The sequence below is a fragment of the Aeromonas sp. SrichE-2G genome (assembly GCF_017939565.1).
Lineage (GTDB): Bacteria > Pseudomonadota > Gammaproteobacteria > Enterobacterales > Aeromonadaceae > Aeromonas > Aeromonas taiwanensis.
The window spans coordinates 986811-1012965 of the sequence record NZ_JAGKRG010000004.1; the positions used below are offsets into that span (position 1 = coordinate 986811).

The 26155-nt window shown below is 65.1% G+C and carries 25 protein-coding genes; 7 read left to right on the forward strand and 18 right to left on the reverse strand.

The genetic code is table 11. The annotated features are described in order from the left end of the window. Window positions 1-24: 24 nt before the first annotated feature. From cdd to J9885_RS06485, 3 genes are all read right to left on the reverse strand, one after another. Window positions 25-906, reverse strand: a complete 882-nt coding sequence (cdd, locus tag J9885_RS06475) for a cytidine deaminase (RefSeq protein ID WP_043761170.1) — start codon at window positions 904-906, stop codon at window positions 25-27. Window positions 907-1140: 234 nt separating this feature from the next. Continuing rightward, on the reverse strand, window positions 1141-1827 hold the full coding sequence (locus tag J9885_RS06480; protein WP_210548496.1) for an LrgB family protein: 687 nt from the start codon (window positions 1825-1827) through the stop codon (window positions 1141-1143). Further along, window positions 1824-2183, reverse strand: coding sequence for a CidA/LrgA family protein (locus tag J9885_RS06485; RefSeq protein ID WP_043761167.1), 360 nt, complete (start codon window positions 2181-2183; stop codon window positions 1824-1826). The genes J9885_RS06480 and J9885_RS06485 overlap by 4 nt, the downstream gene beginning before the upstream one ends. Window positions 2184-2312: 129 nt before the next feature. On the opposite strand from J9885_RS06485, the gene J9885_RS06490 reads away from it, so the two are divergent. Beyond that, the gene (locus J9885_RS06490; protein WP_210548497.1) at window positions 2313-4028 is read left to right on the forward strand and encodes a glycoside hydrolase family 36 protein; all 1716 of its coding nucleotides are present in this window, start codon (window positions 2313-2315) and stop codon (window positions 4026-4028) included. Between the two features lie 74 nt (window positions 4029-4102). Here the strand turns inward: J9885_RS06490 and J9885_RS06495 are convergent, their stop codons facing one another. The 6 genes from J9885_RS06495 to J9885_RS06520 form a co-directional block, all read right to left on the reverse strand. Then, window positions 4103-4585 (reverse strand): hypothetical protein, encoded by a 483-nt coding sequence (locus J9885_RS06495; RefSeq protein WP_245155493.1) that lies wholly within the window; start codon window positions 4583-4585, stop codon window positions 4103-4105. 171 nt (window positions 4586-4756) lie between these two features. Next, the gene (gene sbcB, locus J9885_RS06500; protein WP_210548930.1) at window positions 4757-6184 is read right to left on the reverse strand and encodes an exodeoxyribonuclease I; all 1428 of its coding nucleotides are present in this window, start codon (window positions 6182-6184) and stop codon (window positions 4757-4759) included. A gap of 169 nt (window positions 6185-6353) precedes the next feature. Next, on the reverse strand, window positions 6354-7064 hold the full coding sequence (locus J9885_RS06505) for a metallophosphoesterase (RefSeq protein WP_210548498.1): 711 nt from the start codon (window positions 7062-7064) through the stop codon (window positions 6354-6356). Window positions 7065-7257: 193 nt separating this feature from the next. Continuing rightward, a complete protein-coding gene (locus J9885_RS06510; protein WP_210548499.1) occupies window positions 7258-8028 on the reverse strand; it encodes a transporter substrate-binding domain-containing protein in 771 nt (256 codons plus the stop codon). 51 nt (window positions 8029-8079) lie between these two features. Next, window positions 8080-8895: a carbon-nitrogen hydrolase family protein gene (locus J9885_RS06515; RefSeq protein ID WP_210548500.1), complete on the reverse strand. Its 816-nt coding sequence runs from the start codon at window positions 8893-8895 to the stop codon at window positions 8080-8082. An 8-nt stretch (window positions 8896-8903) separates the two neighbouring features. Then, window positions 8904-10055 (reverse strand): methionine aminotransferase, encoded by a 1152-nt coding sequence (locus tag J9885_RS06520; protein WP_210548501.1) that lies wholly within the window; start codon window positions 10053-10055, stop codon window positions 8904-8906. A gap of 115 nt (window positions 10056-10170) precedes the next feature. On the opposite strand from J9885_RS06520, the gene J9885_RS06525 reads away from it, so the two are divergent. After that, a complete protein-coding gene (locus J9885_RS06525; RefSeq protein WP_210548502.1) occupies window positions 10171-11061 on the forward strand; it encodes a LysR family transcriptional regulator in 891 nt (296 codons plus the stop codon). A 60-nt stretch (window positions 11062-11121) separates the two neighbouring features. On the opposite strand, the gene araA is transcribed toward J9885_RS06525, so the two are convergent. The 3 genes from araA to J9885_RS06540 are packed head-to-tail and all read right to left on the reverse strand — an operon-like array spanning window position 11122 to window position 15008. Further along, the gene (araA, locus tag J9885_RS06530) at window positions 11122-12621 is read right to left on the reverse strand and encodes an L-arabinose isomerase (RefSeq protein WP_210548503.1); all 1500 of its coding nucleotides are present in this window, start codon (window positions 12619-12621) and stop codon (window positions 11122-11124) included. A gap of 15 nt (window positions 12622-12636) precedes the next feature. Continuing rightward, a complete protein-coding gene (locus J9885_RS06535) occupies window positions 12637-13335 on the reverse strand; it encodes an L-ribulose-5-phosphate 4-epimerase (RefSeq protein WP_246876803.1) in 699 nt (232 codons plus the stop codon). Then, window positions 13332-15008 carry a ribulokinase gene (locus tag J9885_RS06540; RefSeq protein ID WP_210548504.1) on the reverse strand — a complete coding sequence of 559 codons (1677 nt, stop codon included), beginning with the start codon at window positions 15006-15008 and terminating at the stop codon, window positions 13332-13334. Before J9885_RS06540 ends, J9885_RS06535 begins: the two co-directional genes overlap by 4 nt. Before the next feature lie 360 nt (window positions 15009-15368). Here J9885_RS06540 and J9885_RS06545 point away from each other — a divergent pair, with 360 nt between their 5' ends. From J9885_RS06545 to araC, 4 genes are all read left to right on the forward strand, one after another. After that, window positions 15369-16352 (forward strand): arabinose ABC transporter substrate-binding protein, encoded by a 984-nt coding sequence (locus tag J9885_RS06545; protein ID WP_043761146.1) that lies wholly within the window; start codon window positions 15369-15371, stop codon window positions 16350-16352. 66 nt (window positions 16353-16418) lie between these two features. Then, window positions 16419-17915, forward strand: a complete 1497-nt coding sequence (gene araG / locus J9885_RS06550) for an L-arabinose ABC transporter ATP-binding protein AraG (protein WP_043808421.1) — start codon at window positions 16419-16421, stop codon at window positions 17913-17915. Between the two features lie 49 nt (window positions 17916-17964). Then, window positions 17965-18963: an L-arabinose ABC transporter permease AraH gene (gene araH / locus J9885_RS06555; protein ID WP_210548505.1), complete on the forward strand. Its 999-nt coding sequence runs from the start codon at window positions 17965-17967 to the stop codon at window positions 18961-18963. 133 nt (window positions 18964-19096) lie between these two features. Then, complete coding sequence (gene araC, locus J9885_RS06560) at window positions 19097-20008, forward strand: arabinose operon transcriptional regulator AraC (RefSeq protein WP_210548506.1); 912 nt, start codon at window positions 19097-19099, stop codon at window positions 20006-20008. 66 nt (window positions 20009-20074) lie between these two features. Here the strand turns inward: araC and ykgO are convergent, their stop codons facing one another. Next, window positions 20075-20200, reverse strand: a complete 126-nt coding sequence (gene ykgO / locus J9885_RS06565) for a type B 50S ribosomal protein L36 (protein WP_010674479.1) — start codon at window positions 20198-20200, stop codon at window positions 20075-20077. After that, window positions 20197-20466, reverse strand: coding sequence for a type B 50S ribosomal protein L31 (locus tag J9885_RS06570; RefSeq protein WP_043761138.1), 270 nt, complete (start codon window positions 20464-20466; stop codon window positions 20197-20199). The genes ykgO and J9885_RS06570 overlap by 4 nt, the downstream gene beginning before the upstream one ends. Before the next feature lie 234 nt (window positions 20467-20700). On the opposite strand from J9885_RS06570, the gene J9885_RS06575 reads away from it, so the two are divergent. Beyond that, window positions 20701-20955 (forward strand): DinI family protein, encoded by a 255-nt coding sequence (locus J9885_RS06575; RefSeq protein WP_043761136.1) that lies wholly within the window; start codon window positions 20701-20703, stop codon window positions 20953-20955. A gap of 152 nt (window positions 20956-21107) precedes the next feature. Here the strand turns inward: J9885_RS06575 and J9885_RS06580 are convergent, their stop codons facing one another. From J9885_RS06580 to J9885_RS06595, 4 genes are all read right to left on the reverse strand, one after another. Beyond that, entirely contained in the window at window positions 21108-21920 is an 813-nt protein-coding gene (locus J9885_RS06580) for a DUF2927 domain-containing protein (protein ID WP_210548507.1), read from the reverse strand. Between the two features lie 23 nt (window positions 21921-21943). Then, window positions 21944-22447 carry a M48 family metallopeptidase gene (locus J9885_RS06585; protein WP_210548508.1) on the reverse strand — a complete coding sequence of 168 codons (504 nt, stop codon included), beginning with the start codon at window positions 22445-22447 and terminating at the stop codon, window positions 21944-21946. A 124-nt stretch (window positions 22448-22571) separates the two neighbouring features. Continuing rightward, window positions 22572-24215 (reverse strand): hypothetical protein, encoded by a 1644-nt coding sequence (locus J9885_RS06590; RefSeq protein WP_210548509.1) that lies wholly within the window; start codon window positions 24213-24215, stop codon window positions 22572-22574. 214 nt (window positions 24216-24429) lie between these two features. After that, entirely contained in the window at window positions 24430-26088 is a 1659-nt protein-coding gene (locus J9885_RS06595; protein ID WP_210548510.1) for a bifunctional metallophosphatase/5'-nucleotidase, read from the reverse strand. Window positions 26089-26155 lie beyond the last annotated feature (67 nt).

Sequence of the window (26155 nt, forward strand, 5' to 3'; positions counted from 1 at the left end):
CCTTTTTATGGTCGTTGCACGGCGTTAGACGGCGTTGTATTCCAGTTCGACCGAGCCCAGGGCCCTCAGGGTGGACTGGGCGGAGTCCCGTTGGCTGATCTGGCCATCCTTGCTCTCCAGCAGCACGGCGCGGCGGACGGTGGCGAGATCCTCGCCATTCAGCACCGCATGGGCGCAGGCCATCTGCATGGGGGGGAGGCTCGGGTTGAAGGCGGCGTTCTCGGCGTAGCGACCGCAGAAAATGCGGCCATCTTCGAACTGCAGCGCCACCGCGGCATAGCCCTGACTGTAGGGGGCATAGCTCTGGCGGGCGGCGGCGAGGGCGGCCTGCCACAGGGGATCGTCGCTCTCGAGCACCAGCTCGTCGTGGGCCTGCGGGCTCATCAGGGCGTCCGTGATCTCGAGATCGGCGGGGCCGAAGGAGTGAGGCAGGAAGGCCTGCAGCTCGCTCAAGTCGTCCGGCAGGGAGACCTTGAGCGTCTTGGCGGTGCTCAGCTCGTTCATGAACTGGCGGCAGTGGCCGCAGGGGGTGTAGTTGACGGTGATCTCGGAGATCCCGGTCTCGCCGCCTAGCCAGGCGTTGGAGATGGCGGACTGCTCGGCGTGCACCGAGTGGAACAGCCCCTGGCCTGCGAACTCCATGTTGGCGCCGAAGTACCAGGTGCCGCTCAGGCCGCAGGCGATGGCACCGACGAAGAATTTGGAGATGGGGGCGACCGAGCAGGCGGCCGCCAGCGGCAGCAGGGCCAGGCGCAGGGCCCTGTCATCCAGCCCGGTGGCGGCTTTCAGGGTCGCCACCTGTGCGGGGGTGAAACGGGCCTGGAAATCGTCCCCCAGCATGGGGCGCAGGGCGTCCTGGAGCGGGGCAGAAAGGGTCTCGAATGGCTTGGCAAAGCGGGGATGCATACTGTGTCCTCAAAGGCCAATTGGGGGGCCATTGTAGGGAGCAAGCGCGGTGAAATGTGTGAGCGCGCTCACGCCTTGATGGGCAAAGGGCCGGGGATGGTAAAGGAAACGTTTGTCTTTCGCAATCTGTGCGCGGGCTCGCAGCGTGACGGGACCGTCGGTGTCGCCTGGGTATGATTGAAGAGGGAAGGAAGGTGCCATGGCCCAGAGGGCCATGGCCGGGTGTGCCGAGGCTCAGGTCAGCCAGTGGTAGAGGGCGAACAGCAGGGGGGCGACGGCGGCGGTCAGCACGCCACACACCACCATGGCGAGCGACGAGAAGGCCCCCTGGGTGATCCCCTGTTCGGCGGAGGCGGCTGTGCCGATGGCGTGGGCGCAGGCCCCCATGGCGAGCCCCTGGGCCTCGGGGTCGGTCACCCGCATCAGCCGGAGCAGGGGAAAGCCCACCAGGGCCCCCAGGATCCCCACCACCACCACCACGGCGGCGGCGATGGCGGGAATGCCGCCGAGGGACTGGCTGACGCTCATGGCGAGCGGGGTGGTGATGGATTTGGTGGCGATGGAGGCCAGCAGGGCCGGATCCGCCCCCATCAGGTGCCCGATACCCAGGGTGGTGCAGACCGAGATGAATACCGCGCTGAGGGTGCAGATCAGAATGGGCTTGAGCTTGTCCCGGATCTGGCGCGCCTGCTGGTAGAGGGGCAGGGCCAGGGCCACCACGGCCGGCTCCAGCAGGGCGGTGAGGGGGGCGGTGCCCCCTTGGTACTGATCCAGCGGCAGATCCAGCCAGAGCAGCAGGCCGATTATGGCGGCGGTGGGGATCAGCACGGGGTTGATGACGGGCCAGGGCAGGCGACGATAGAGGGCCCGGGTCATGAAATAGAGCGTCAGGGTCAGGGGCAGGGCAAACCAGAACATCATGGCTTGTTCATCCTTTGATAGAGGTGGCCGACCGCACCCAGAATGAGCACGATGCCGAGCACGACGCAGAGCATGATGAGGCCGAAGGATTGGCGCAGGGGCTCGAGCCAGGCCACCAGGCCGACCGCCACCGGCACGAACAGCACCCCCATGTGGCGCAGCAGCAGGCCACCCCCCAGCTCGACCCAGGAGAAACGGACCAGCTGCAGGGAGAGCAGCACGAACAGCAGCAGCATGCCGAGTATGCTGCCGGGGAAGGCGAAAGGCAGGATGGCGGCCAGGGCCTTGCCCGCCAGCAGGCAGGCGATGATGACCAGAAAATCACGAAGGTAGAGCAGAGTGCGTCGGAGCAGCACGGGGGCCTCATCTTGGCAACTGTGAGCGAGGTCGCAGTTTAACAGGCACGGGGGGCACGGAACAGGGTCAACTGGCCCGCAGGGGATACAATGGCGCTTCCCGTCGTTCCCCCACAAGTAGGAGATCCCATGTCGTACCCCTCTCTCCTGGCCAGGCTGCGCCAGCTGCCCGCCGATCCCGCCCTCTCTCCGCAGCTGCTGCAGACCCGCCAGTGGGACGGCCCCCTGTGCCGGGTGAGGCTGGACAACACCGGGAACACCCCGGCACCGGTGCACCACTGGCGGCTGTTCGAGGGGGATCTCGGCCTCTCGCCCGCCGCCGCCATCTATGGCGAGGGGTTCCAGATGCTGGCCCAGACCATGGGCAGCTGGCAATCGCCGCAGCCGGTGGGGCGCTGCCCCGATGCCGGCGTCTATCGCATCACCGAGGACGAGGGCTATCACACTGTCCACAACCTCTTGCTGGTGGAACTGGAGGGGGGCTGGCTGCTCCTGGCGTTTGCGAGCTGCCACCGCTTTGGCGGCGAGTTTCGCCTCTACCCGGATGGTCGCCTGGCCATAGTGATGAACACCGAGGGGCGGGTGCTGGCACCACAGGCGCACTGGCAGAGCGAGGCGCTGATCTGCCTGGCGGGGCCAGACAGGGAGGCCCTGCTGGCCGAACTGGCCCGCCTCATCGAGAGGGAGCACGGCACCCTGGTGGGCCAGGTGGCGGCGCGCCCGAGCGGCTGGTGCTCCTGGTATCACTACTATGCCCAGGTGAGCGCGGACGACATTCGCGAAAACCTGGCGGTGCGGGCCGAGCGCTTCCCCGCCCTGCGCTACGTGCAGATAGACGACGGCTATCAGGCCAGGATGGGGGACTGGCTCACCCCGTCGCCCAAGTTCGAGGAGGGGGTGGCGGCCCTTGCCCGGGAGATCCGCGCCGTCGGCTGCGAGCCTGCGCTCTGGGTCGCCCCCTTCATCGCGGAGCCCGGCTCGCAAGTGTTCCAGCAGCACCCGGAGTGGTTCGTAAAGGGGGATGACGGCCTGCCGCTCCCCTCCGAGCGGGTCACCTATGGCGGCTGGCGCTGCACCCCCTGGTACGTGCTGGACGGTACCCACCCCGAGGTGCAGGCGCACTTCGAGCAGCTGTTTCGTACCCTGCGCGAGCAGTGGGGCATCCACTATTTCAAGCTGGACGCCAACTTCTGGGGGGCCATCCACGGCGGCCGTTTCCACGACCCTGACGCCACCCGGGTGGAGGCCTATCGTCGCGGCATGGCCGCCATCTTGCGCGGCGCCGGGGAGGGGGCCTTCCTGCTCGGCTGCAACGCGCCCATCTGGCCGAGCCTCGGCTTGGTGCACGGCATGCGGGTGAGCGACGACGTGGAGCGCCATGGCTCGCGTTTTCGCCAGATAGCGCGGGAAGCCTTCTGCCGCGCCTGGCAGAACGACCGGCTCTGGGCGCTGGATCCCGACTGTGTCTGCCTGCGGGATATTCCTGGCCAGCACGCCAGCCGCGCGGACTACGACTTCCACCTGGCCGCCCTGGTGGCGAGCGGGGGCATGGTGCTGGCCGGCGACAGGCTGCAGGATCTGGACGAGAGTCAGGGCGCGAGGCTACTCAAGCTGCTGGCCCTGTGTGAGGGGCGCACCCCGGCGGCCCGCTTCGACGGCATGGGCTTTGCGCGCGGGCGGGTGGCCCTGCCCGGGGGCGGCGAGCTGCTCTGCCTGTTCAACTGGAGCGAGCAGGAGGCCCGGGTCGCGCTGCCGGCGGGTGGCGCGGATTTCTGGAATGACGCCCCCCAGGGGGAGGCGCTGGTGCTGCAGGCAGGCCAGGGGAGGGTGATCCGCTACGGCTGATCCTCCCTGTCAAAAGCGACAAGGCTCCCATCGGGAGCCTTGTCGCATGTAGTGAGTTAGCTGGGCGTGCTTCGTTAGAAGTGCCACTCCACGCCGACGGCGTAGTTGGCGGAGCCATAGCCCGGTATCTCGTTGCTGGAGGCCAGCGCCTTGACGGTCAGGCGGTTGCTGAGGGGAATGCCGAGCCCCATGCCGATGGCGATGGCATCGCTCTGATCCCCCATCATGTCGACCCGCAGGGTGCGGTAGAGGGAGAGATCCTGGCTCATCTGGGCATAGATCTGGGACGACTTGTTGTAGAGCTGGCCGAACACCTCCATCTGGAAGCCGTTCTGCGGCGTGATGGCGAGGGGGATGCCGGCGAAGCGGTAGAGATCCGAGTGGTTGAAGTAACTGTTGGTGATCTGGGGGGTGAAGTCGGTCTGCTGGTAGAGGGTGTTGAAATTGCGTTCGATGAGCTGATAGGTCTGCTCCGGCAGACGCAGCAGATAGTCCGGCACCTCGAAACGCACGCCGGCCTGGGCGAGCGAAGGCAGCAAGGCAGCGGCGGCAAGCATGACAGCAGGCAGTGCTAAACGCATAAGACGAGAGATCCCCAACAGTCGAGAGCACGGCATCCATGCCGATAGCGCGAATAATTATCAAACTATCAGGAGCCTGGGCTCCCTGCTCATTATGTCGTGCCCGCGGGGCGGGCACAGGAGTTTAACTGTGAAACGGCTCACATCTCACAGATCTTCCAGGTAGTGGTAGAGACTCTTTAGAATCGCAAAGTTTCGTTCGTTACCCTGATTCTGCTCTGCCAGCGCCTCGAGGCGGGGAGCGTAGTCGGGCAGGCGGCTGCTGAAGTAGTCGCTGCAGTGCAGGCGCCAGCGCTTCTGCTCCGCCTCGCTCAGGGTGTGGGGCCAGTTGCGGGCACGGTAGCGGAACAGCATCTCGGGCAGACGGGGGTCACTGAAGGCAAACTCCCGCTCCCCCAGCAGATCCGGCGGTGTGGCGCGCACCAGATCCATGGTGGCCTTGTCGCCGTGACCGAAGAAACCGGCGTAGAGCTGGGTATCGGGGTCGCTCTCGTTGTTGCCCGCAAACTCCTGGTTGAACACCTCCACCAGCTTTTCCCGCACCTCGGGGTGGGCGCGCAGCAGATCCAGGCTCTTGCGGCACTGCTCCCGATTGATGCCGAGCTCGTCGGCGCGCTCCGCCGTCAGGGTGGCCGCCGGGGCCAGCACGGGGCACTTGTTGATGTGCACCAGTTTCACCGGAATGCCCGCCAGATCCCCCAGCTCCTCTTTTTTGGTGTAGAGGCGCTCTCTGATCTCCTCGCAGGACAGCTCGATGAGGGGGGTGGGGTCGCGGGTGAGATCCACCATGATCACCGCGTTCTGGTTGGTGGGGTGCCAGGCCAGCGGTGACACCCAGCTTGCGCAGCCCTGCCAGGGGGAGAACATGCCGGAGACGTGCACCAGGGGTTTCATGGTCACCACGTCGATGAGGGCCTTGACCTTGTTCTTGTTGCGAAGGTCAAACAGATACCCGAAGAGCTTGGGCTGGGCCTTTTTCACCAGTTTGGCCATCTCTATGGTGGCCAGGACGTCGGAGAGCGCATCGTGGGCGTTGGCGTGAGATACGCCGTTGGCGACGGTGAGCTTCTCCAGCCTGAAACTCGGCTTGCCCTCCTCGTCAAAGGCCCACTCTATCCCCTCCGGGCGCAGGGCGTAGCAGGCCCGCAGCATGTCGAGGATGTCCCAGCGGGAGTTGCCGTTCTGCCAGGCGTAGGCGTAGGGGTCGTAGAAGTTGCGATACAGGGTGTAGCGGGTCACCTCGTCATCGAAACGGATGCTGTTGTAGCCGAGCACGCAGGTACCCGGGTTGGCAAACTCCCCGTGGATCTGGCGGATGAAATCCGCCTCGCACAGCCCGTCCTTCATCGCCTTCTGCGGCGTGATACCGGTGATGAGGCAGGCCTCCGGCTCCGGCAGATAGTCCGCCGGCGGCTTGCAGTAGATGACCAGCGGCTCGCCGATGACGTTGAAATCCGCGTCGGTGCGAATGCCCGCGAACTGCGCCGGTCTGTCCCTGGCCGGGCTGATGCCGAAGGTTTCGTAGTCATGAAAGAAAAATGTGGGCCTGCTGCCCGGGTGCGCTGTGTTGCTCATGTTGTTCGAGATGGGGTATCCGGTGACGGCGGCATCAGGCGCCGGGGTGGGGGTGCCAGGCACCACAATGGTCTGCATGGTAAACCATAGCGCAGGCAGAGCGAAGTCCGGTGCGCCTGCCTGGTGCTTTAACGAGCAGCGTGGCGAGACCAGACGATGGCCCGGGCCTCTACCGCTCGGGAAAGAGAGGCGTCAGGCTGTCCAGGTCCAGCAGGGTGAAATAGCCGCCCGCGTGGGGATACCAGCCGCCGGTGTCGATGTAGTAGACATTGCCGAGGCGCACCGGGACGCTCACCGGGGTGTGGCCCACCACCAGGGCGACCAGATCCTCGATGCCGCTCTCGTCCAGCTGCTCGATGCGCCGCCGTGACCAGAGGCAGACGTTCTTGATGGCCCGAAGCGTCCCGCCGCCGACCCCCGCCTCCAGCCTGTCCAGCAGGCCTTGCCAGGTGGGGAAGGGGCAATCGGCGTGGAGCAAGCCGACGGGCCCGTGCCGGGTCTGCACCTCGATGGCGAGGGGCAGGGTGCGGTAGCGGGCGGCGAACAGGGCCTGCTCGTCCTGGCTCAGCAGCGCAAACCACCCTCCGCCATTCTGGATCCAGTTTTCCCGATCGCAGCTCTCATGGCGGCAGACGTAGTCGTCGTGATTGCCGCACACCGGGTGGAACCAGGGGCGTGCCAGCCAGTCCAGGGCCTTGGCGCACTCGGGCCCGCGATCGGTCAGATCTCCCACACTGAAGAGGCGATCCCGCTCAGGATCGAAGTCGATGCTGTCCAGCGCCTGCTGCAACAGCGCAAAGTAGCCGTGGATATCGCCCACCGCCAGATCGCGCCCCAGACGATTGGGGGAAAAGCGGCGGATGAGAGGGGACGGGGTCATGGCTTGCCTCCTTGCCTGCGCAGTGTGTGGAGCGCGGATGCGCGACGCGGCGTGAACGGCGCAGGAATACAGGGAGCATGGCACGCTCTGCCAGAACCTTGAAGGGGAGGGGGGCCTGTGTCAGCGGAACACCCGGGATAAAAAATGCCAGTCGATGTCGACTGGCATTTTTGATGGACGACGGATTCCGGGATCAGAGCAGGTCTTCGAGCTGGTACTTCTTGAGCAGGGTGTCGAAGGTGCCGTCGGCCTTGACGCTCGCGATGGCGGCATCGAACTGGCTCTTGAGCTGGTCGTTGTTCTTGCGCAGCGCCACCGCCACCCCTTCCCCCAGGATCTTGTCCTGGGTGCCGTTGAACTGGGGACCGACGAAGGTGAACTGCTTGCCCATCTCCTTGTCGAGGAAGCCCACCTTCAACTGCACCATGTTGCCGAAGGTGTAGTCGGCGCGGCCGGACTGCAGATCCAGCATGGGAGACTGGGCGTTGACGTAGCGCTTGATCTTGGCCACGTCGCCGTAGCGGGCGGTGACGAAGTTGTCCTGGGGCGTGCCCTCCTGCACCGCGATCACCTTGTCCTTGAAGTGCGCCGGATCGTCGGTGAAGTCGGCGGCCTTGTCGCTGCGCCCCACGAAGCGGTTCTGCATCATGTAGTAGACCTGGCTGAAGTCCACCTTCTGGCGCCGCTCGTCGGTGATGTTCATGGAGGACATGATGGCGTCGTACTTGCGCACCTGCAGGCCGGGGAGCAGGGCATCCCAGGGCTGGTTGATCACCTCGCACTCGGTCTTCATGGCCGCGCACAGGGCGTAGGCCAGCTCGACCTCGAAGCCGCCGAGCTTGCCGCTGCTGTCGACCATTTCGAAGGGGGGATAGGTGGCGTCGGTGGCGATCACCAGGGGTTTGGCGGCGGCCTGGCCTGTGGTGGCCAGGGCCACCAGCATCATTGCGGTGTTGAGTTTCATAGTCAGTCCCTTGAGTGTGGCGTCATGTCGATGGTCGTAACGGATGTCGGCCTAGGGGCCGACGGCTATCTTGCGATGGGCGAGGGCCGGCAGCTGGCTGCGTACCGTGCGCTGGGCTGCCAGATCCAGGGTGGCGATGGCCATGCCCTGACCCTCCTCGACCCGGGCCAGTACCCGGCCCCAGGGATCGATGATCATGCTGTGGCCGAAGGTGCGCCGCCCGCCGGGGTGGTGTCCCCCCTGGGCCGAGGCCAGCACGAAGGCCAGGTTCTCCACCGCCCGGGCCCGCAGCAGCAGTTCCCAGTGCGCGAGCCCCGTGGTGTGAGTGAAGGCGGCGGGCAGGGCGATGACGTCGGGGGCCGGCCCCAGCCGGAACAGCTCCGGGAAGCGCAGGTCGTAGCAGATCCCGAGGCGCAGCAGCCCCCAGGGCAGGGGGTGGCTCACCACCGCCTCCCCCGGGGTCATGGTCGCGGCCTCGTCATACTGCTCCTGCCCGGTGCAAAAGCCAAACAGATGCAGCTTGTCGTAGCGGCAGGCCAGGTTGCCCTCGGGGTCGACGAGCAGGCTGCTGTTGTGCATCTTGCCGGGCTCGTGGCTGGCCAGCGGCAGGGTGCCGGCCAGGATCCAGATCCCGAGTTCCCGGGCCAGCCCCTGTACCCAGGCCAGCAGGGGGTGATCGCCGACGGGGGCGGCCAGGGCGACCCGTGCCCGCTCATCTTCTGGCATCAGGTAGAAATATTCGGGCAACTGGGCGAACTCGGCCCCCTCGGCAGCCGCCTGGCGCAGCAGCACCTCGGCCTGGGTCAGGTTGTGGTCGAGGTCATCCCCGGAGACCATCTGCAGCACGGCGACGCGTACGCTGTCCATGTGGCCTCCTAGACGCGGCACAGGCGCTCGGCGCCCGCCAGCAGGGTGTCGTCATCCTTGGAGAAGGAGAGGCGGATGACCCGTTGATCCGTGCCGTCGTGGTAGAAGGCGGAGACGGGGATGGTGGCGACCCCGTGATCGCGGATCAGCCGCTGCACGAACAGGCTGTCCGGCTCGTCGCTGATGCGCTCGTAGCTCGCCAGCATGAAGAAGCTGCCCGCCGAGGGGAGCAGGGTCAGACGCGACTCTGCCAGGGCCGAGGTCAGCAAGTCGCGCTTGCGCTGGTAGAAGGCCGCCAGCCCCTGGTAGTGGGCCGGTTGTTGCAACAGGTGGGCGAAGCCGTACTGCATGGGAGTGTCGGCGGCGAACATGGCGAACTGGTGCACCTTGCGGATCTCCTCCATCAGGGGACGGGGGGCCACGCAGTAGCCCACGCGCCAGCCGGTGACGTGGAAGGTCTTGCCAAAGGAGAAGACGGCGACCGAGCGCTCCACCAGCTCCGGGTAACGGATGACGCTCTGGTGCAGGGCGCCGTCGAACACCACGTGCTCATACACCTCGTCCGAGAGGATCAGGATGTCGGTGCCGCGCACCAGGCGGGCGAGGTGCTCCTGATCCCCTGCCTGCCAGACGGTGCCGGTCGGGTTGTGGGGGGTGTTGAGCACTATCATGCGGGTGCGCGGGGTGATGCGGGCGGCCACCTCGTCCCAGGGGATGGCAAAATCCGGCGCCTTGAGGGCGATCACCACCGGGGTGGCTCCCTGCAGCTGGATCATGGGGCGGTAGCTGTCGAACGCCGGCTCGAACATGATCACCTCGTCACCGGGATGAACCAGGGCGGTGATGGCGCAGAACAGGGCCTCGCTGGCGCTGGCGGTGATGGTGATCTCCTCGCCCGCGTCATAGTGGTGGCCGTAGCTGGTCGCAATCTTGGCCACCAGTTGTTCGCGCAGGGCGGGCAGCCCGGTCATGGGGGCGTACTGGTTCTCGCCGGCCAGCATGGCCTCGTGGGTTACCCGGATGAGCTCGGGATCGCAGGGGAAACTCGGCGCCCCCTGGGAGAGGTTTATGCTGGGGTGGCGGGCGGCCAGATCCCCGATCACGGTGAAGATGGTGGTGCCCACCTGGGGCAGTTTGCTGGAAACCTGGGGGATGGACATGGCGCCGTCACCTGAGTGTGGGAATGAGGTCCTGTTTTAGCCCCCTGGGCGCTTGCCGGACAACGGATTATTCGGCATGGTATGCATGAGTTTTTCTCAAGCATGGAGGCTTGTCATGTTGTTCACCCCGCCGCGCACCCAGCTGCCCCTCTACGGTTTGCAGGTCTTCGAGTGCGCCGCCCGTCACTTGAGCTTCACCCTGGCCGCCGACGAGCTGTGCGTCAGCCAGGGGGCCGTGAGCAAACAGATCGCCCAGCTGGAGGCGCGCCTGGGACACCTGCTGTTCGTGCGCGGCACCCGCAGCCTGACCCTGACCCCGGCCGCCGAGCGGCTGCTTCCTTTCGTTCGCGAAGGGCTGGCCCGCATGGGGGAGGGGCTCAGCGCCTTGCAGACTCTGCCCCACGAGCAGGCCATCAGCATCAAGGTGCCCTCCTGCGCCAGCCGCTGGCTGCTGCGGCGGCTGCAGGCGTTCGAGGGGGAGGCGGTGGAGGTGCGCGGCAGCCACCACCACGGCATCGACTTCTCCCGGGAGCCGTTCGATCTCGCCATTGTCTACCAGCCCTGTCTGGGGCGTTATCCCAACAGCCAGCCTCTGTTTCGGGAGCGGTTGACCCCGGTCTGTGCCCCGGCGTTTGCCGCCAAGCACCGCCTGTTCGAGCGCTCCCTGGAGGAGCTCCCCTTGCTCCCCCTGATCCATGCCAGCGTCGATCGGCGGGACTGGCGAAACTGGTTTGCCACCTTCATTGCGACCCCCTGGCAGCCCCAGGGGGGGCAGCTGTTCGATACCCTGGACTTGGCGATGAATGCCGCGTTGCAGGGGTTTGGCCTCTCCCTCGGGGATCCCACCATAGTGGCCGAGGAGCTGGAGAGCGGCGCCCTGGTGGCCCCCTTCGCCCCCGTGCTGGAGACGGATCACGAATACGCCCTGATCGCCCGCCCCGACAGCCAGCGCCACGGGGTGGAGAGGGTCTGTCACTGGCTGCTGGCGGGGGGCGCCCAGCCCTGACAGGCCAGAAAAAGAGACAGCCCCGCGGGCGGGGCTGTTTCGTGGGGTGACGGGAAGGGGTCAGTTGCAGAGCTTGTAGTAGACCTCGTTCCAGCGCAGCTGCTCCTTGAGCGCGGGGATGCGAGTGTGCTCGTCGATCACCACGAACTCGATGCCCAGGATGTCGGCGAAGGTGCGCAGCTGCTCAATGTCCACCGCCTGGGTGAAGACGGCGTGGTGGGCCGCGCCCGCCAGGATCCAGGCTTCGGCGCTGGTCTGCAGATCAGGCAGGGGTTTCCACAGGGCGCTGGCCACCGGGAGTTTCGGCATGGCCTGTGGCAAGTCCACCACCTCCAGCTGATTGACCACCAGACGGAAGCGGTTGCCCATGTCGATGAGGCTGGCGTTGACCGCCTTGCCGGCTGGCGCCGCAAACAGCAGGCGGGCCGGATCTGCCTTCTTGCCAATCCCCAGGTGCTGGGCATCCAGCACGGGTTTGCCGGCGGCGATGGAGGGGCAGACCTCCAGCATGTGGGCCCCCAGCACCAGGTTGTTGCCCGTCTCCAGGTGGTAGGTGTAGTCCTCCATGAAGGAGGTGCCCCCCGGCAGGCCAGCCCCCATCACCTTGAGGGTGCGCAGCAGGGCCGCCGTCTTCCAGTCCCCTTCCGCCCCGAAGCCGAAGCCTTGCTGCATCAGGCGCTGACAGGCGAGACCCGGCAGCTGGTGCAGGCCATAGAGATCCTCGAAGGTGGTGGTGAAGGCGCCGAAGCCGCCGTCGGTGAGGAACTTCTTCATCCCCAACTCCTGGCGCGCCGCCTCATACAGGGAGTCACGCAGCGGGCCTCCCGCCTGCACCGCCTCGGTCAGGGTGTAGGTCTCTTCGTATTCGGCCAGCAGCGCCTCGATGTCGCTGTCGGGCACGGCGGCGATCACCTTCACCAGATCCCCCACCGGGTGGTAGTTCACCTGATAGCCGAACTGGATCTGGGCCTCAATCTTGTCGCCCTCGGTGACCGCCACGTTGCGCATGTTGTCGCCAAAGCGGGCGATCTTGAGGTGGCGGCTGTCGTGGATGGCGGCGGCGACCCGCATCCAGTTGCCTATCTTCTGCCTGGCCTCTTCCTCCTGCCAGTGCCCCACCACCACGGTGCGGGGCAGGCGCAGGCGGGCCCCCATGAAGCCGAACTCGCGCCCGCCGTGGGCGGTCTGGTTCAGGTTCATGAAGTCCATGTCGATCTCGCTCCAGGGGAGATCCCGGTTGAACTGGGTGTGGAACTGCAGCAGGGGCTTTTGCAGCTGGCTCAGCGCCGGGATCCACATCTTGGCGGGGGAGAAGGTGTGCATCCACACCATGAGCCCGACGCAGCGCTCGTCGTGGTTCGCATCCCGGGCCACCGCGCTTATCTCGTCGAGGGTGGTGCCGGTGGGTTTGAGCACTATCTTGAGGGGCAGGCCCGCCCCCTCGTTGAGCTGGCTGGTGATGGTGTGGGCGTGATCGGCCACCTGCTTCAATGTGGTGGCGCCATACAGGTGCTGGCTGCCGACCAGGAACCACACTTCCAGCTGTTTCATCAATTCCATCTTGGTGTCCTCTCGTTAGGCTTTTGTCTGGCCGTAATAGGCGTGTTTGCCATGCTTGCGCTGGTAGTGTTTCTCCAGCAGGTAATCGGGCAGGGGGCGGGCTGCCGGGTTGATCTGGCCGGTGAGCCAGGCCATGCGGGCCACCTCTTCCAGCACCACGGCGTTGTGCACCGCGTCTTCGGGGTCCTTTCCCCAGCTGAAGGGGCCGTGGTTGGCCAGCAACACCCCCGGCATGGTCAGGATGGGGGTCTGTCTGAGCGTCTCGACGATGAGGTGGCCGGTCAGCCCCTCGTAGTCCTCCTCCACCTCTCCCGGGGTGAGCAGGCGGGAGCAGGGGATCTCGCCGTGGAAGTAGTCGGCCTGGGTGGTGCCGAAAATGGGGATGGGGCGTCCGGCCTGGGCCCAGGCGGTGGCGTGGGTGGAGTGGGTGTGCACCACGCCGCCCAGCTCGGGGTAGGTGCGATAGAGCACCAGGTGGGTGGCGGTGTCGGAGGAGGGGCGAAGGGCCCCCTCCACCTGCTTGCCGGCGAGATCCAGCACCACCATGTCCTCGACTCGCATCCGCTCGTAGCTGACGCCGCTCGGTTTTATTACCACCAGGTTGCGCTCTCTGTCGATGCCGCTCACGTTGCCCCAGGTGAAGGTCACCAGGTCGTGGCGCGGCAGATCCAGGTTCGCGGCCAGCACCTGCTCCTTGAGGGTGTCGATATTCATGCCAGTGTCCCCCGGTTGTAGAGCGGTTCGGCGGCGGCGCCCCAGGCGAGGTAGCGCTGGTAGAGGTGTTCGTATTCGGCGACCCGCACCGGATCCGGCTGGTGGGTGCGCTCCACGGCGCTCGCCATCTGCTGCTGCGCCTGCGCCACATCGGCGTAGAGCCCGGCCGCCACGGCGGCGAAGATGGCCGCCCCCAGGGCACAGCACTGATCCGAGGCCACCACCTGGATGGGTCTGTTCATGACGTCGGCGCAGGTCTGCATCACGGTCGCCGACTTGCGGGCGATGCCGCCAAGGGCGATCACCTGCTCCACCGGCACCTGCTGGCTCGTCATGCACTCCATGATGCTGCGGGCGCCGAAGGCGGTGGAGGCCACCAGGGCGCCAAAGAGGTCTGGGGCATCGGTGCCGAGGTTGATCCCGGTGAGGGTGCCCTGCAGGCGCTGGTTGGCATAGGGGGTGCGGCGGCCATTGAACCAGTCGAGCACCACCGGCAGGTGGGCGAGATCCCGCTGCTGCTCCCAGGCGGCGGCCAGGCTCGGCAGCAGCGCCTGCTTGTGGGCCTCGATGGCGGTGCGAAGCTCCGGATACTGGGCGGCGAGCTGGTCCAGGGGCCAGCCGAGCTGGCGCTGATACCAGGCGTAGATGTCACCGAAGGCCGATTGTCCCGCCTCCAGTCCCACCATGCCCGGCACCACGCTGCCATCCACCTGGCCGCAGATCCCCTTGATCGCCCGCTCCCCGATGCTGGCCTCGTCGGCCATGAGGATGTCACAGGTGGAGGTGCCTATCACCTTTACCAGGGCGTGCTTGCCGGCCCCGGCCCCCACCGCCCCCATGTGACAGTCGAAGGCGCCGCCGGCGATCACCACCTCGCAGGAGAGGTGCAGGCGCTCGGCCCATTCCGGGGTCAGGGTGCCGACCGGCAGATCGGCGGTCCAGCTGTCGGTGAAGAGGGGGAAGTCGAGCTCCTCCGTCAGCAGGGGATCCAGGGCGTTGAGGAAGTCGGCGGGGGGCAGGCCGCCCCAGCTCGGGTGCCAGAGAGACTTGTGGCCGGCGGCGCAGCGCCCGCGCTTGAGGCTGGCCGGGGTCTGGGTGCCGCTCAGGATGGCGGGGACCCAGTCGCACAACTCGACCCAGTTGCAGGCGGCGGCGCGTACCGCAGCATCGCTGCGGGAGACGTGGAGGATCTTGGCCCAGAACCACTCGGAGGAGTAGATGCCGCCGATGTAGCGGCTGTAGTCGGGGAACTGGCCGCTGTGGCACAGGGCCGTGATGGCGTCGGCCTCCTCGATGGCGGTGTGATCCTTCCACAGCACGAACATGGCGTTGGGGTTGTCGGCGAACTCCGGACGCAGGGCCAGCACCCGGCCCTCCTCATCGATGGGGGCGGGGGTGGAGCCCGTGCTGTCCACCCCTATGCCGCGCACGGCGGCGCGCTGGCCCGGGGTGAGCTGGCTCACCACCGCCACCACCGCCTGCTCCATGGATTCCAGGTAGTCGAGGGGGTGGTGGCGGAACTGGTTGTTGACCGGCTGGCAGTAGAGACCCGCCTGCCAGCGGGGGTAGTAGACGACATGGGTCGCCAGCTCGGCGCCATCCTGGCAGCGCACGGCGAGTGCCCTGACCGAGTCGCTGCCGAAATCGAGTCCGATGACGATGTGCTCAGACATAAGTGCTCCTGACCATCAATGAGGGGTAACTGGGGAGGAACCATAGGAGATGGGCGGGCGGGGCGGTTAGCCATTGGCTGCTGGAAATATGGACTTTAACGCTGTCAGCAAGAGAGGGTGACGACCATCGAAAAATTAATATGTGACGAAATTGCTAATTCCATGGACGAAATGGCTGCAATTTCATGGCGTGATCCTGCTCTCCATTTTTGATGGTGAAAACGATTACAACTTGGTTCGCTTACATAGCAACAACAATAACGTCCTGTTTAAGCATGTTTTTATAGGCTGCGAGTTGACTGGCTCAATGAGTGGTACTGCGTGGATACATGGATTGATAGAACCGTTGGAGACATTCGCATGAACAAAATCGTTAAAGGCATGATCGCGATGGGCGTCGCCCTTGGTATGGCAAATTCTGCTTTCGCCGCCGAGACGCTGAAGCTGGGCTACCTGGTCAAGCAGCCGGAAGAGCCCTGGTTCCAGACCGAGTGGAACTTCGCCGACAAGGCGGGCAAGGATCTCGGCTTCGAGGTGATCAAGATCGCCGTGCCCGATGGGGAGAAGACCCTCAACGCCATCGACAGCCTGGCGGCCAACGGGGCCAAGGGCTTCGTCATCTGTACCCCGGATCCCAAGCTGGGTGCGGCCATCATGGCCAAGGCCAGGAGCATGGATCTGAAGGTCATCACCGTGGATGACCAGTTCGTCAATGCCAAGGGCCAGCCCATGGAGCAGGTGCCCCTGGTGATGATGGCCGCCACCAAGATTGGCGAGCGTCAGGGTCAGGAGCTCTACAAGGAGATGCAGAAGCGCCAGTGGGATCCGAAGAGCAGCGCCGTGCTCGCCATCACCGCTGACGAGCTGGATACCGCCCGTCGCCGGGTTGAAGGTTCCCTCGGTGCCCTGAAGGCCGCCGGCTTCCCCGAAGGCCAGATCCACCGCGCCCCCACCAAGAGCAATGACATTCCGGGTGCCCTGGATGCCGCCAACTCCATGCTGGTACAGCACCCCGAGGTCAAGAACTGGCTCATCGTCGGCATGAATGACAACACAGTGCTGGGCGGCGTGCGCGCCACCGAAGGGCAGGGCTTCAAGCCGGAGAACGTCATCGGCATCGGCATCAACGGGGTGGATGCGGTGAACGAGCTCTCCAAGTCCAGCGCCACCGGCTTCCTCGGCTCCCTGCTGCCAAGCCCGGACGTGCACGGCTACAAGAGCATCCAGATGCTTCATGACTGGGTCGTCAACGACGCCGAGCCCGCCAAATTCACCGAGGTGACCGACGTGGTGCTCATCACCCGCGACAACTTCAAGGCCGAGCTGCAGAAGAAAGGGCTGTAATCGCTCACCCCTGGTACCCATGCCGGCATGGCGCCCCGCGTCATGCCGGCTGACTGGAGTCATTCCATGAATCACGTTCCTTATCTGGAGTTTTGCGGCATCAGCAAGGAGTTTCCCGGCGTCAAGGCGCTGCAGAACGTCTCCTTCTCCTGCCAGCGGGGCACGGTGCACGCCCTGATGGGGGAGAACGGCGCCGGCAAGTCCACCCTGCTCAAGATCCTGAGCGGTTTTCAGGCCCCCACCCGCGGGGTGGTGAAGCTGGCCGGCCAGGAGAAGGTGTTCCAGAACACGGTCGACGCCCTGGAGAGCGGGATCGCCATCATCTATCAGGAGCTGCACCTGGTGCCCGAGATGACGGTGGCCGAGAACATCTACCTCGGCCAGCTGCCGACCCGGCGCGGTGTCATCGATCGGGAGAAGCTCTACCAGGATGCGGCGAAGCAGCTTGCGCGCCTCGGGATGGACGTCTCCCCCGAGACGCCGCTCAAGTACCTGTCCCTGGGCCAGTGGCAGATGGTGGAGATCGCCAAGGCCCTGACCCGGGATGCCAGCGTCATCGCCTTCGACGAGCCGACCAGCAGCCTGTCGTCGCGCGAGATTGAACAGTTGTTCCGGGTCATCCGCCAGCTGCGGGACGAGGGCAAGGTCATTCTCTACGTCTCTCACCGCATGGACGAGATCTTCGCCCTGTGCGACGCCATCACGGTGTTCAAGGATGGCCAGTTCGTGCGCACCTTCGCCTCCATGGCCGAGGTGGACCGGGATCTGCTGGTCAAGACCATGGTGGGGCGCGAGCTCACCGACATCTATGGCTACAGCCCCAGAGCGCACGGGGAGGTGGGCCTTAGGGTGAAGAACCTGATGGGACCCGGCCTCAAGGCGCCGGTGTCGCTTGAGGTCAAGCGCGGGGAGATCCTCGGCATCTTCGGCCTGGTGGGGGCCGGGCGCAGCGAGCTGATGAAGCTCATCTTCGGCGCCGAGACGCCCCGTGGCGGCGAGATTTCGGTGTTTGGCAAGGAGGTGGTCGTTCGCAACCCCATCGACGCCATTCGCAGCGGCATCATGCTCTGCACTGAAGACCGCAAGGCCCTCGGCATCATCCCCATCCACTCGGTGCAGGAGAACATCAACATCAGCGCCCGCCGCCACCAGGCGTGGGGGGGCTTCTGGATCAACCAGAAATGGGAGGACGAGAACGCGCGGCTGCGGATCCGCGACATGAGGGTCAAGACCCCGTCCCCCCATCAGGCCATCATGAACCTCTCCGGCGGCAACCAGCAGAAGGCCATTCTGGGGCGCTGGCTGTCGGAGGACATGAAGGTCATCCTGCTCGACGAGCCGACCCGCGGCATCGACGTCGGGGCGAAAAACGAGATTTACAACGTGATTTACGATCTGGCCAGGGTCGGCATCGCCGTGGTGGTGGTCTCCAGCGAATTGCCGGAGGTGCTGGGCATCGCGGATCGGATCATGGTCATGCGGGAGGGGGAGATCGCGGGCGAGCTTTCCCACGACGACGCCAACGAGGTCAAGGCGCTCAATCTGGCCATGCCGGCCCGTTGACCCCTCTGACTGCAACGAGATAGCACCCGGAATTTTCAGGAGAAATACCATGACTACAACGACTTCTGCCGGCCAGGTCGGCACCGCGGCAGCCACCGGCTCCCGGCTGCAACTGGCCCGCATCTGGGATCAGTACGGCATGCTGGTGATCTTCGCCATCCTGTTCCTGCTGGCCTGCGTGCTGGTGCCCAACTTTGCCAGCCTGATCAACATGCGGGGCCTCGGGCTCGCCGTCTCCATGTCGGGCATGGTGGCCTGCGGCATGCTGTTCTGCCTCGCCTCCGGCGAGTTCGACATGTCCGTCGGCTCCGTGGTGGCCTGCTCCGGCGTCGCCTGCGCGGTGGGCATCAACGCCACCGAGAGCATCACCCTCGGCATCCTGGCCGGCCTCTTCGTGGGGGTCTTCTTTGGTCTCATCAACGGCATCGTGGTGGCCAAGTTCAAGATCAATGCCCTCATTACCACCCTCGCCACCATGCAGATGGCGCGCGGGGTGGGCTACATCATCTCCGACGGCAAGGCGGTGGGCATCGTCGAGGAGGGCTTCTTCGAGCTCGGCAACTCCGCCCTGCTCGGCATCCCGACGCCCATCTGGCTGACGGCCGTCTGCTTCGTGCTCTTCGGCCTGCTGCTCAACAAGACCACCTTCGGCCGCAATACCCTGGCCATGGGGGGCAACGAGGAGGCGGCGCGCCTGGCCGGGGTCAACGTGGTACGCACCAAGATCATCATCTTCACCATGACCGGGCTCATCGCCTCCATCGCGGGCATCATACTCGCGTCGCGCATGACCTCGGGCCAGCCCATGACCTCCATCGGCTTCGAGCTGGTGGTGATCTCGGCCTGCGTGCTGGGGGGCGTCTCCATGAAGGGGGGCATCGGCAAGATCTCCTACATCATCGCCGGGGTGCTGATTTTGGGGCTGATGGAAAACGCCATGAACCTGCTCAATATCTCCCCGTTTGCCCAGTACGTGGTGCGCGGTCTCATCCTGCTCGCCGCCGTGCTGTTCGACCGCTACAAGCAGGTGCGCAAGGCCCGTCTCTGAGTGGTTTTTCTCCTCCTCACCAGGCCGGATGTGCGCCGGCCTGGTGCTCCCCTCGGGCAAGCTGTGAGCCAGTTCAACAATTTCACAACAGGCTGCGTGCGAACTTAGGGGGTTCCTACCCCGGATCTCTACAATGGCCCATGTCGACTTTTTTACCGAAACCCTGTTTTCCGCCATGTCCTCGATGCAAAAAGAGAAGCCGAAACAACTCAATCCCCTGCTGCCCGGTTACGCGTTCGATGTCTTTCTGGTGTCGGGCATGACCCCCATCGAGCAGGGGAGTGCCCTCGATTTCACCATCGACAGGCCCCACGGCATGAAGGGGTTCATCGTCAATTTGACCATCAGGGGCAAGGGGCAGATCTTCCAGGGGGACCAGGCCTTCACCGTGGAGCCTGGCGACCTGCTGCTGTTCCCGCCCGCTGCGGTGCACCATTACGGCCGGGCGCCGGATGCCCGGGAGTGGTATCACCGCTGGGTCTATTTCCGGCCGCGGGCCTATTGGGCGGACTGGCTCAAGTGGCCCCAGGTGACGGAGCGGGTGGGGCGTTTGCAACTGCCAGACGGCCAGCTGCTCGCCGAGTTCGATGCCCTTTTCCTCGACATCGAGGAGACCCACAAGCAGCTGAGGCCCATGTCGGAGCAGCTGGCCATGAACCTGCTTGAACGGCTGCTCATTCGCTGCTACGAGGCCTCCTCCCAGAATGCCTATCCCGCCATCGATCACCGGGTTCACGAGGCGTGCCAGATCCTGAGCGAGTCGCTCTCGGCCGAGATCTCGGTGGAGGCCCTGGCGGAGCAGGTGTTTCTGTCCCCCTCGCGCCTCGCGCACCTGTTTCGCGAGCAGGTGGGGGTGAGCATAGTGCGCTGGCGTGAGGATCAGCGCATCATGCGGGCCAAGCTGCTGTTGCAGACCACGCCGCTGTCGGTCGCCACCATAGGCCAGCAGGTCGGCTATGACGATCAGCTCTACTTCTCCCGGGTGTTCCGAAAGCGGGTCGGGGTCAGCCCCACCGAATATCGCAAATGCGCCACCCCGCTGTGAGGCGGCCATTCAGACGACAAAGCCCTCGTTATGAGGGCTTTGTTGTTTCGGGACAGAGGGAGGCTATCAGCCCTGACGGGCCTTGAACCTGGGGTTGCTCTTGCAGATGACGAACAGCTTGCCGCGCCGGCGCACGATCTGGCAGTCAGGGTGACGTGACTTGGCGGATTTCAGGGAGGCGAGAACCTTCATTTTTGCTCTTTTCCTTTGCCGAAGAATTGACCGAATCGCTGGCCGAAGCGGGCGACTTGCCCCTCCTTGCCGACCTGCTTCTGCTTGCCGGTGTAGAAGGGGTGAGAAGCGCTGGAGACATCCAGCGTCACATAGGGGTAGGTGTTGCCATCTTCCCACTCCTTGGTACGGTCGGTGGCCAGCGTGGAGCCGATCAGAAAGTAGGTGTTGCTGGCGAGATCGTGGAACAGAACCTTGCGGTATTCAGGGTGAATATGGGGACGCATGATGACCTTTTTTGTTATGTTGTAACATAACCAAATGATGCAATGGATGAGAATCAATATCAACTGCTTTTCTCGCCTGACCGTGCGAAGAGGCCGAAAGCACCGGATCATCAAGAAGGTGGGATGGTACAACTCGGGAGGGGCTGCAATGTTGCGGCAGACAAAGCGTGGGTCCGTCTTTACTTTTTAATTTCACTGTATAAAAATACAGTAAATATCACGGAGAAGTACCCTATGCGCCTGGAAATCATCATCGACAGAAAACATCAGATCCCCACCTCGACCATGGAGGCGCTGCGCCAGGAGTTGCTCAAGCAACTGGGCGAGCGTTTCCCCGATCTGCATGTGCGGGTGGCGCCGGGCAGTGCCATGGCCCTGACGGTCAGCCGCGCCAGCAAGGAAGACAAGGATCTGGCCGAAGCCATGGTGCAGGAGGTGTGGGAGAACGCCGACAGCTGGATGCCGGAGGCGGAAACCGAGGAAGCCTGACCGGCCTCACCCCATGAGTGTCCACCTCGGCCTCGGGCTTCGCACCAGCGAGCAGGGTGGAAAGAGAGGGGAGAGAGTGGAAGAGTGGAATAATGAACAAGACGCAGCCAGAGGCTGCGTCTTGTGTTTAGGGGAAGTGGGGCACAACGGATTCACAGCCCGGCCCAGCGCCTGAGGCTGTCGACCTGGACCCGCTGACTGGCCTGGGCAATGTCACCGTTGGTGCGCAGCGTCTTGAGGGCGGCGGGCAGGGCCTTGCGTACCTCGTCGGCCGTCATGCCGCTATGGAGGGCGGGGTGATAGGCAAGCTTGAGCAGCAGGTAATCGAGCCCGGTCGGGAAGCTGTCGACGCTGCGGTCGTTGAAGATGGAAGGGAACACCTTGTCCGAGTCATTGGGCAGCCCCATCACCTGGGTGAGCTCTTCCACCACGCAGTCGAGGAAGCGGCCCTTGGCCCGGCTGTAATCGACCGGGATGATGATGGTGGCACGGGCTATCTCGTGGCGATCATTGGTGGCGAAGTTGGCCAGGCAGATCCCCTCCTTGAGGGCGATGCGCACCGAGGCATCCTGGCGCATGGTGCGGCTGGCCCAGCTCGCCATCTGCTGGTGCCGGGTCATGATGAGGGTGAGATTGGGGTTGCTGCTGACCATCTCGATGGGATGCCCGGTGATCCGGGCCAGGTGCCGGCTCTGCACCCTGACCATCTCGGCCTGCAGCGGCTTGTCGCCAAATTCGTTGATGAGCTTCAAGCGGATGGGGGCATGCCAGCGGGAGAAACGCACCGTCTTTTCGTGGCCATACTCCCGCTTCATGGCGATCTCCATGAAGCTCTGGATCAGGTACTCCTCGCGCTGCCAGCGCTCCGCCGCGCAAATCGGCAGGGACAAGAGCCAGAGCGCCAGCCCTCGGACGAGCCAGGCCCGGTGACGAGCAGAGCGGGAACGGCTTTGCCATGGGCGCATGTTGCCTCCTTGCAAACGCGGGATCAGCGGCGGGTGCGCTCGAGGTCGCGCCAGGTGAGCCAGAGCCGGAGATCGAACTCCAGTTGATGATAGTCAGGTTCCATGTGCAGGCAGAGCTGATAGAAGGCCTTGTTGTGCTCCTTCTCCCGCAAGTGGGCCAGCTCGTGCACCACTATCATCTTGAGGAAGGCGGGATGGGCCTCCTTGAACAGGGCGGCGATGCGGATCTCGTTCTTGGCCTTGAGCTTGCTGCCCTGTACCCGGCTGACGTAGGTGTGCAGGCCGAGGGCATCCTTGATCACGTTTATCTTGCCGTCGAAGATCACCTTTGAGAGCGGTGCCGAGCTTTTGAGATAGCGGTTTTTCAGCTCCATGGTGTAGGCCAGGAGCGCCTTGTCGTTCTGGACGAGGTGGGTCTCTGGGTAGCGTTTGGCCAGCATCTCGCCGAGTTTGCCCGCCGCGATCAACTGCTGCACCTGGGCCTTGAGCGGATCCGGGTAGCCCCCCAGATAGGTCAGTTCCGACATGATTGCTCCCTCCTCCACGAAAAAGAGCGCCATTGTAGAGAGGATGCGCCTCTTTGAACACCGTCGAAACGTTCGGGGCCGCCATGGTCATCCATGGCGGCCCCGATGAGTATCACCCTCTGGCTCAGCGCCGGCGATAGAGGCCGGGATCCACCTCTTCATAGTGCTCGGTCAGATACTGGTAGAAGGCGAGGGTGGAGGGGGAGGCCGGCTGCTTCAGCCCCTCTGCCACCCGCTCCGGCTTGGCGATGATGAACTTGGGAGCTTGACGTTTTACATCCGCCAGCACCCGTTCCCGCACGTCATAGGGCGGGTTGACGTTGGCAAAGAACAGGTAGGCGGAGGCCGGCTGGCGATCGGTCCACAGATAGTACTGGGGCTGGATGCCGTCGACCCAGATCCTGTCGGTCGGCGCCGTCTCGGCCTTGATCCTGTCTACCCGCACCTGGGCCGGCGGATTGAACGGCTTGCCCTTGAGGTTGCCCTCCCAGGCGTTGTTGACGAGCAGGGCCAGCATGGCCAGCGAGGCGAGCCAGGGGGTGGCGCTGCGCACGTCCCAGGCGCGCCAGAGCGGCACCAGGATCAGCACAGGCAGGGCCCATAGCAGGCTGTTGCCGAGCACCTCGCGCACCCGTTCAAGGGACCACTCCTTGGTACTCCAGCCGTAACCGAGCTGCTGGGCCAGCAGCCAGCTGGCGGTCAGCACCACCAGGGAGATGCAGAACAGACCCAGCGCATCGGAGCGCTGTTCGCTTCTGTCCAGCAGGCAGGCGAGCGGCAGCAGGGCCAGCTGCAGATAGAGCACGTCATAGTGATCGAACACATGGCCCGAAACCGAGTTGGCGATCAGGGTGAACAGCACGCCGAACAGGGTGGCGCACAGGGCGGGCAGGTACCACTCCTGGCGGCGGCCCAGCATCAGCACGATAAAGGGGGGCAGCAGCATGATAAGGCCGGTGCGCAGCAGGCCGACGGCCCCCACCTCCGGTGAGAAGCCGTTGCCGTAGCTCCCCTCGAAGAAGATGCCGAAGGCATAGTACTTGAACTCTTCCAGCAGCCCGTGGTGCTGGAAGTAGGCGAGCAGGGGGCCGCCGACGAGCGCCAACCCCAGCAGGCTGGAGAAGAGCAGGGCGAAGGCTGCGCGCCACTGCTCGCGCAGGCACCAGTGACAGAACAGCACCAGATACCAGGCGCCCCAGAAGGCGCCATTGTTGGTGCGCATCCAGGCCACGATGGCGAAGGTGAGCGCGGCCACCAGGGCCGGCCCCCAACTGAAACGCTTGTCCAGCAGCAGGGTGATGAAGGCCCACTGGGCGATGAGGGCGAGATGGAATGTCCAGTCCTCGGTCATGTTGCCGTAGTAGTAGCGGGTGCTGTAGAGCGCCAGCAACGCCAGCATGCTGCCGAGGCGGGCGCGCAGGGAGAGCCCGAGCTGGGCGAAGGCCTGCCAGCTTGCCAGCAGCCCCAGCCAGCAGAGCACCCACTCCAGCAGCCAGATCCCGAAGAAGCCGCCGAGGGAGTAACCGAGGGCATCGAGGGCGAAGATCATGGGCCCCTTGATGTCGATCATGTCCCGGTAGAGCACGCCCCCCTCGCTCCACATCTTGCCCATCACCGCGAACAGTGAGGCATCGAATCCCGGCGCCATGCCGTGAAATAGCGGGTTGCGCAGGCAGAACAACAACGCCATCAGGGCGGTGAGCAGGATAACCAGCGGCCTGAGCCCGGGATTGTGGCGCTGCGGGGTAAAACGGATGGCGTGATTCATGGGTGACCTGTTCCTGCGGGAAAGACTGAAAAAGCGGGCTTATCTTGCCGACCCTGGCCCCATGATGCAATGGGGCAAGGGAAGGGGCTTGAAATAATTCGTAAAAGTAACGTTTTCAGACGCCTGGCACGCTGAAACAGCGGGGCCGGTTGCCGAGTCCCGGCCCGTGTTCTGACAAGAGAATGCCCGGTGCCGGTGCGGCCCCGGCCCCCCCTCAGTGGGCGGGCTGCCCCTGGTACTCCACCAGCGGCGGCTGGGGGGCGAGCTCGGGCAGGTGGCGGGCCCAGCGGATGAAGGCATCCGCCAGGGTGATGCCGAGCTCCTGGTTGTGCTGGGTCAGGGTGCGGGCCAGGGCCGTGTAGCCCTCCTTGCCGGAGGCAGTATAGGCGCTGGAGACGCCACGATAGATGGCCTCTGGCTCGACCGCTTGCCAGTGATCCGGGCTGGCCTCCCACTCCAGGCGGGTGATCCGGCTGCCCTTGGGCAGATCGGCGCGATAGCAGAAGCGCACCCCGGCTGTGTAGGGGAAGCTGCCGCTGCCATTGCCGACCACGCCGTTGTTGGTGGCGTTGTCGATGGCGCCCTCCAGCGCCTCGGCGAGCTCGTGGCCGTGCACCCGGTAGAGGGTGAGGGGGATGGCAAAGGGCAGCAGGCGCCCGGCGATGTCCGCTTCGCTCAGCGGCCCGGGTTCGAGGGAGCAGCGCACGCCGCCGGCGTTGTGCAGGGCGAAGTCCACCTGACCGACCTGTTCGCGGGCGGCGGCCAGCATGGCGCCGGCCACCAGGGGGGCGACCTGGCTGCCGGCGGGCAGGCTGGCATCGGGTAGTCGCTGGTGGTGCAGGGGGCCGCCAAGCTGGGTCACCACGCGCCGGGTCATGGTCTCGAGTTCGGGCCGGTAGCGCCTGGCCAGGTGCTGCTCCAGCTCGGGGGCCGGCTCGCAGAAGTGCAGGCCTGCAGGCGGCTGGGAGGCAAAAGGCCAGGGCTGCCAGGGCAGCCACTCCAGCTGGCCACGGCTGCGGGTGACCCGGCCGAGGGCGTCAAACTCCAGCTCGCACACCCCGAGACAGAGGGCACTGTGGGCGGCGTGCAGGATGGCGACGCCGTTCACCATCAGTGGGTACTCCCCCTCGCTCTCGAGTCCGAGGGGCGCCAGATCCCCCAGCAGGCTGTGGGTATGGCCGCCGACGATGAGGCTGATCTCGGGGAAGCGTGCGGCCAGCCGCTTGTCCTGCTCGAGCCCCAGGTGGCTGAGCAGGATGATGTGGTGGATCCCCGCAGCCTTGATCTCGGCGAGGGCGGCACCGAGGGTCTCCTCGATGCCGTGGAAACGGGTGTGGGGATCGGGGCTCGCGATGGCGGCCATCTGTGGCAGCGTGATGCCGAGCAGGGCGAAGGGGACGCCGTCGATGACGCGCCTGTGCCAGGGGCGGCTCGCGTCAAACAGCTGCGGCAGGCCCTGCAGCCGCAGCGGGGTATCGGCGGGCTCCAGGTGGCTGTCGATGTTGGCGGCCAGCACGGGAAAATCGAGCTGGCGCAGGAACTCCACCAGGGGACCGTTGCCCAGATCGAACTCGTGGTTGCCGATCACCATGGCATCGGGCTTGAGCAGACCGAGCAGATCGGCGTTGGCCCGCCCCTTGAAGCGGTTGAAGTAGAGGGACCCCTGGAAGGTGTCGCCGCCGTGCAAGAACAGACAGGTCTGGCCCGCCGCCCCGGCCTGCTGGCGCAGGGTGGTGAGCCGGCTCAGGATGCGCCCATAGCCGCCGCACTGGGTACGCCACTCGGATTCGCCGACGGGGGAGAAGCGCATGGGGGCGCCATCGAAATGGGAGTGGCAATCGCTGAAGTGGGCAAGTTGAACCGTGATACTCATTTCGGTCCTCCTTAGAGAAAAAGAGCACCGAGTCTACTGCATGGGGAGGGGGGGATGCCAGCCCGGT

Bases quoted from the DNA above. Each gene is read 5' to 3' on its own strand.
- cdd (WP_043761170.1), bottom strand. From the start codon at position 906: ATGCATCCCCGCTTTGCCAAGCCATTCGAGACCCTTTCTGCCCCGCTC.
- J9885_RS06480 (WP_210548496.1), bottom strand. From the start codon at position 1,827: ATGATGTTCTGGTTTGCCCTGCCCCTGACCCTGACGCTCTATTTCATG.
- J9885_RS06490 (WP_210548497.1), top strand. From the start codon at position 2,313: ATGTCGTACCCCTCTCTCCTGGCCAGGCTGCGCCAGCTGCCCGCCGAT.
- J9885_RS06495 (WP_245155493.1), bottom strand. From the start codon at position 4,585: ATGCTTGCCGCCGCTGCCTTGCTGCCTTCGCTCGCCCAGGCCGGCGTG.
- sbcB (WP_210548930.1), bottom strand. From the start codon at position 6,184: ATGAGCAACACAGCGCACCCGGGCAGCAGGCCCACATTTTTCTTTCAT.
- J9885_RS06505 (WP_210548498.1), bottom strand. From the start codon at position 7,064: ATGACCCCGTCCCCTCTCATCCGCCGCTTTTCCCCCAATCGTCTGGGG.
- J9885_RS06510 (WP_210548499.1), bottom strand. From the start codon at position 8,028: ATGAAACTCAACACCGCAATGATGCTGGTGGCCCTGGCCACCACAGGC.
- J9885_RS06515 (WP_210548500.1), bottom strand. From the start codon at position 8,895: ATGGACAGCGTACGCGTCGCCGTGCTGCAGATGGTCTCCGGGGATGAC.
- J9885_RS06520 (WP_210548501.1), bottom strand. From the start codon at position 10,055: ATGTCCATCCCCCAGGTTTCCAGCAAACTGCCCCAGGTGGGCACCACC.
- J9885_RS06525 (WP_210548502.1), top strand. From the start codon at position 10,171: ATGTTGTTCACCCCGCCGCGCACCCAGCTGCCCCTCTACGGTTTGCAG.
- araA (WP_210548503.1), bottom strand. From the start codon at position 12,621: ATGGAATTGATGAAACAGCTGGAAGTGTGGTTCCTGGTCGGCAGCCAG.
- J9885_RS06535 (WP_246876803.1), bottom strand. From the start codon at position 13,335: ATGAATATCGACACCCTCAAGGAGCAGGTGCTGGCCGCGAACCTGGAT.
- J9885_RS06540 (WP_210548504.1), bottom strand. From the start codon at position 15,008: ATGTCTGAGCACATCGTCATCGGACTCGATTTCGGCAGCGACTCGGTC.
- J9885_RS06545 (WP_043761146.1), top strand. From the start codon at position 15,369: ATGAACAAAATCGTTAAAGGCATGATCGCGATGGGCGTCGCCCTTGGT.
- araG (WP_043808421.1), top strand. From the start codon at position 16,419: ATGAATCACGTTCCTTATCTGGAGTTTTGCGGCATCAGCAAGGAGTTT.
- araH (WP_210548505.1), top strand. From the start codon at position 17,965: ATGACTACAACGACTTCTGCCGGCCAGGTCGGCACCGCGGCAGCCACC.
- araC (WP_210548506.1), top strand. From the start codon at position 19,097: ATGGCCCATGTCGACTTTTTTACCGAAACCCTGTTTTCCGCCATGTCC.
- ykgO (WP_010674479.1), bottom strand. From the start codon at position 20,200: ATGAAGGTTCTCGCCTCCCTGAAATCCGCCAAGTCACGTCACCCTGAC.
- J9885_RS06570 (WP_043761138.1), bottom strand. From the start codon at position 20,466: ATGCGTCCCCATATTCACCCTGAATACCGCAAGGTTCTGTTCCACGAT.
- J9885_RS06575 (WP_043761136.1), top strand. From the start codon at position 20,701: ATGCGCCTGGAAATCATCATCGACAGAAAACATCAGATCCCCACCTCG.
- J9885_RS06580 (WP_210548507.1), bottom strand. From the start codon at position 21,920: ATGCGCCCATGGCAAAGCCGTTCCCGCTCTGCTCGTCACCGGGCCTGG.
- J9885_RS06585 (WP_210548508.1), bottom strand. From the start codon at position 22,447: ATGTCGGAACTGACCTATCTGGGGGGCTACCCGGATCCGCTCAAGGCC.
- J9885_RS06590 (WP_210548509.1), bottom strand. From the start codon at position 24,215: ATGAATCACGCCATCCGTTTTACCCCGCAGCGCCACAATCCCGGGCTC.
- J9885_RS06595 (WP_210548510.1), bottom strand. From the start codon at position 26,088: ATGAGTATCACGGTTCAACTTGCCCACTTCAGCGATTGCCACTCCCAT.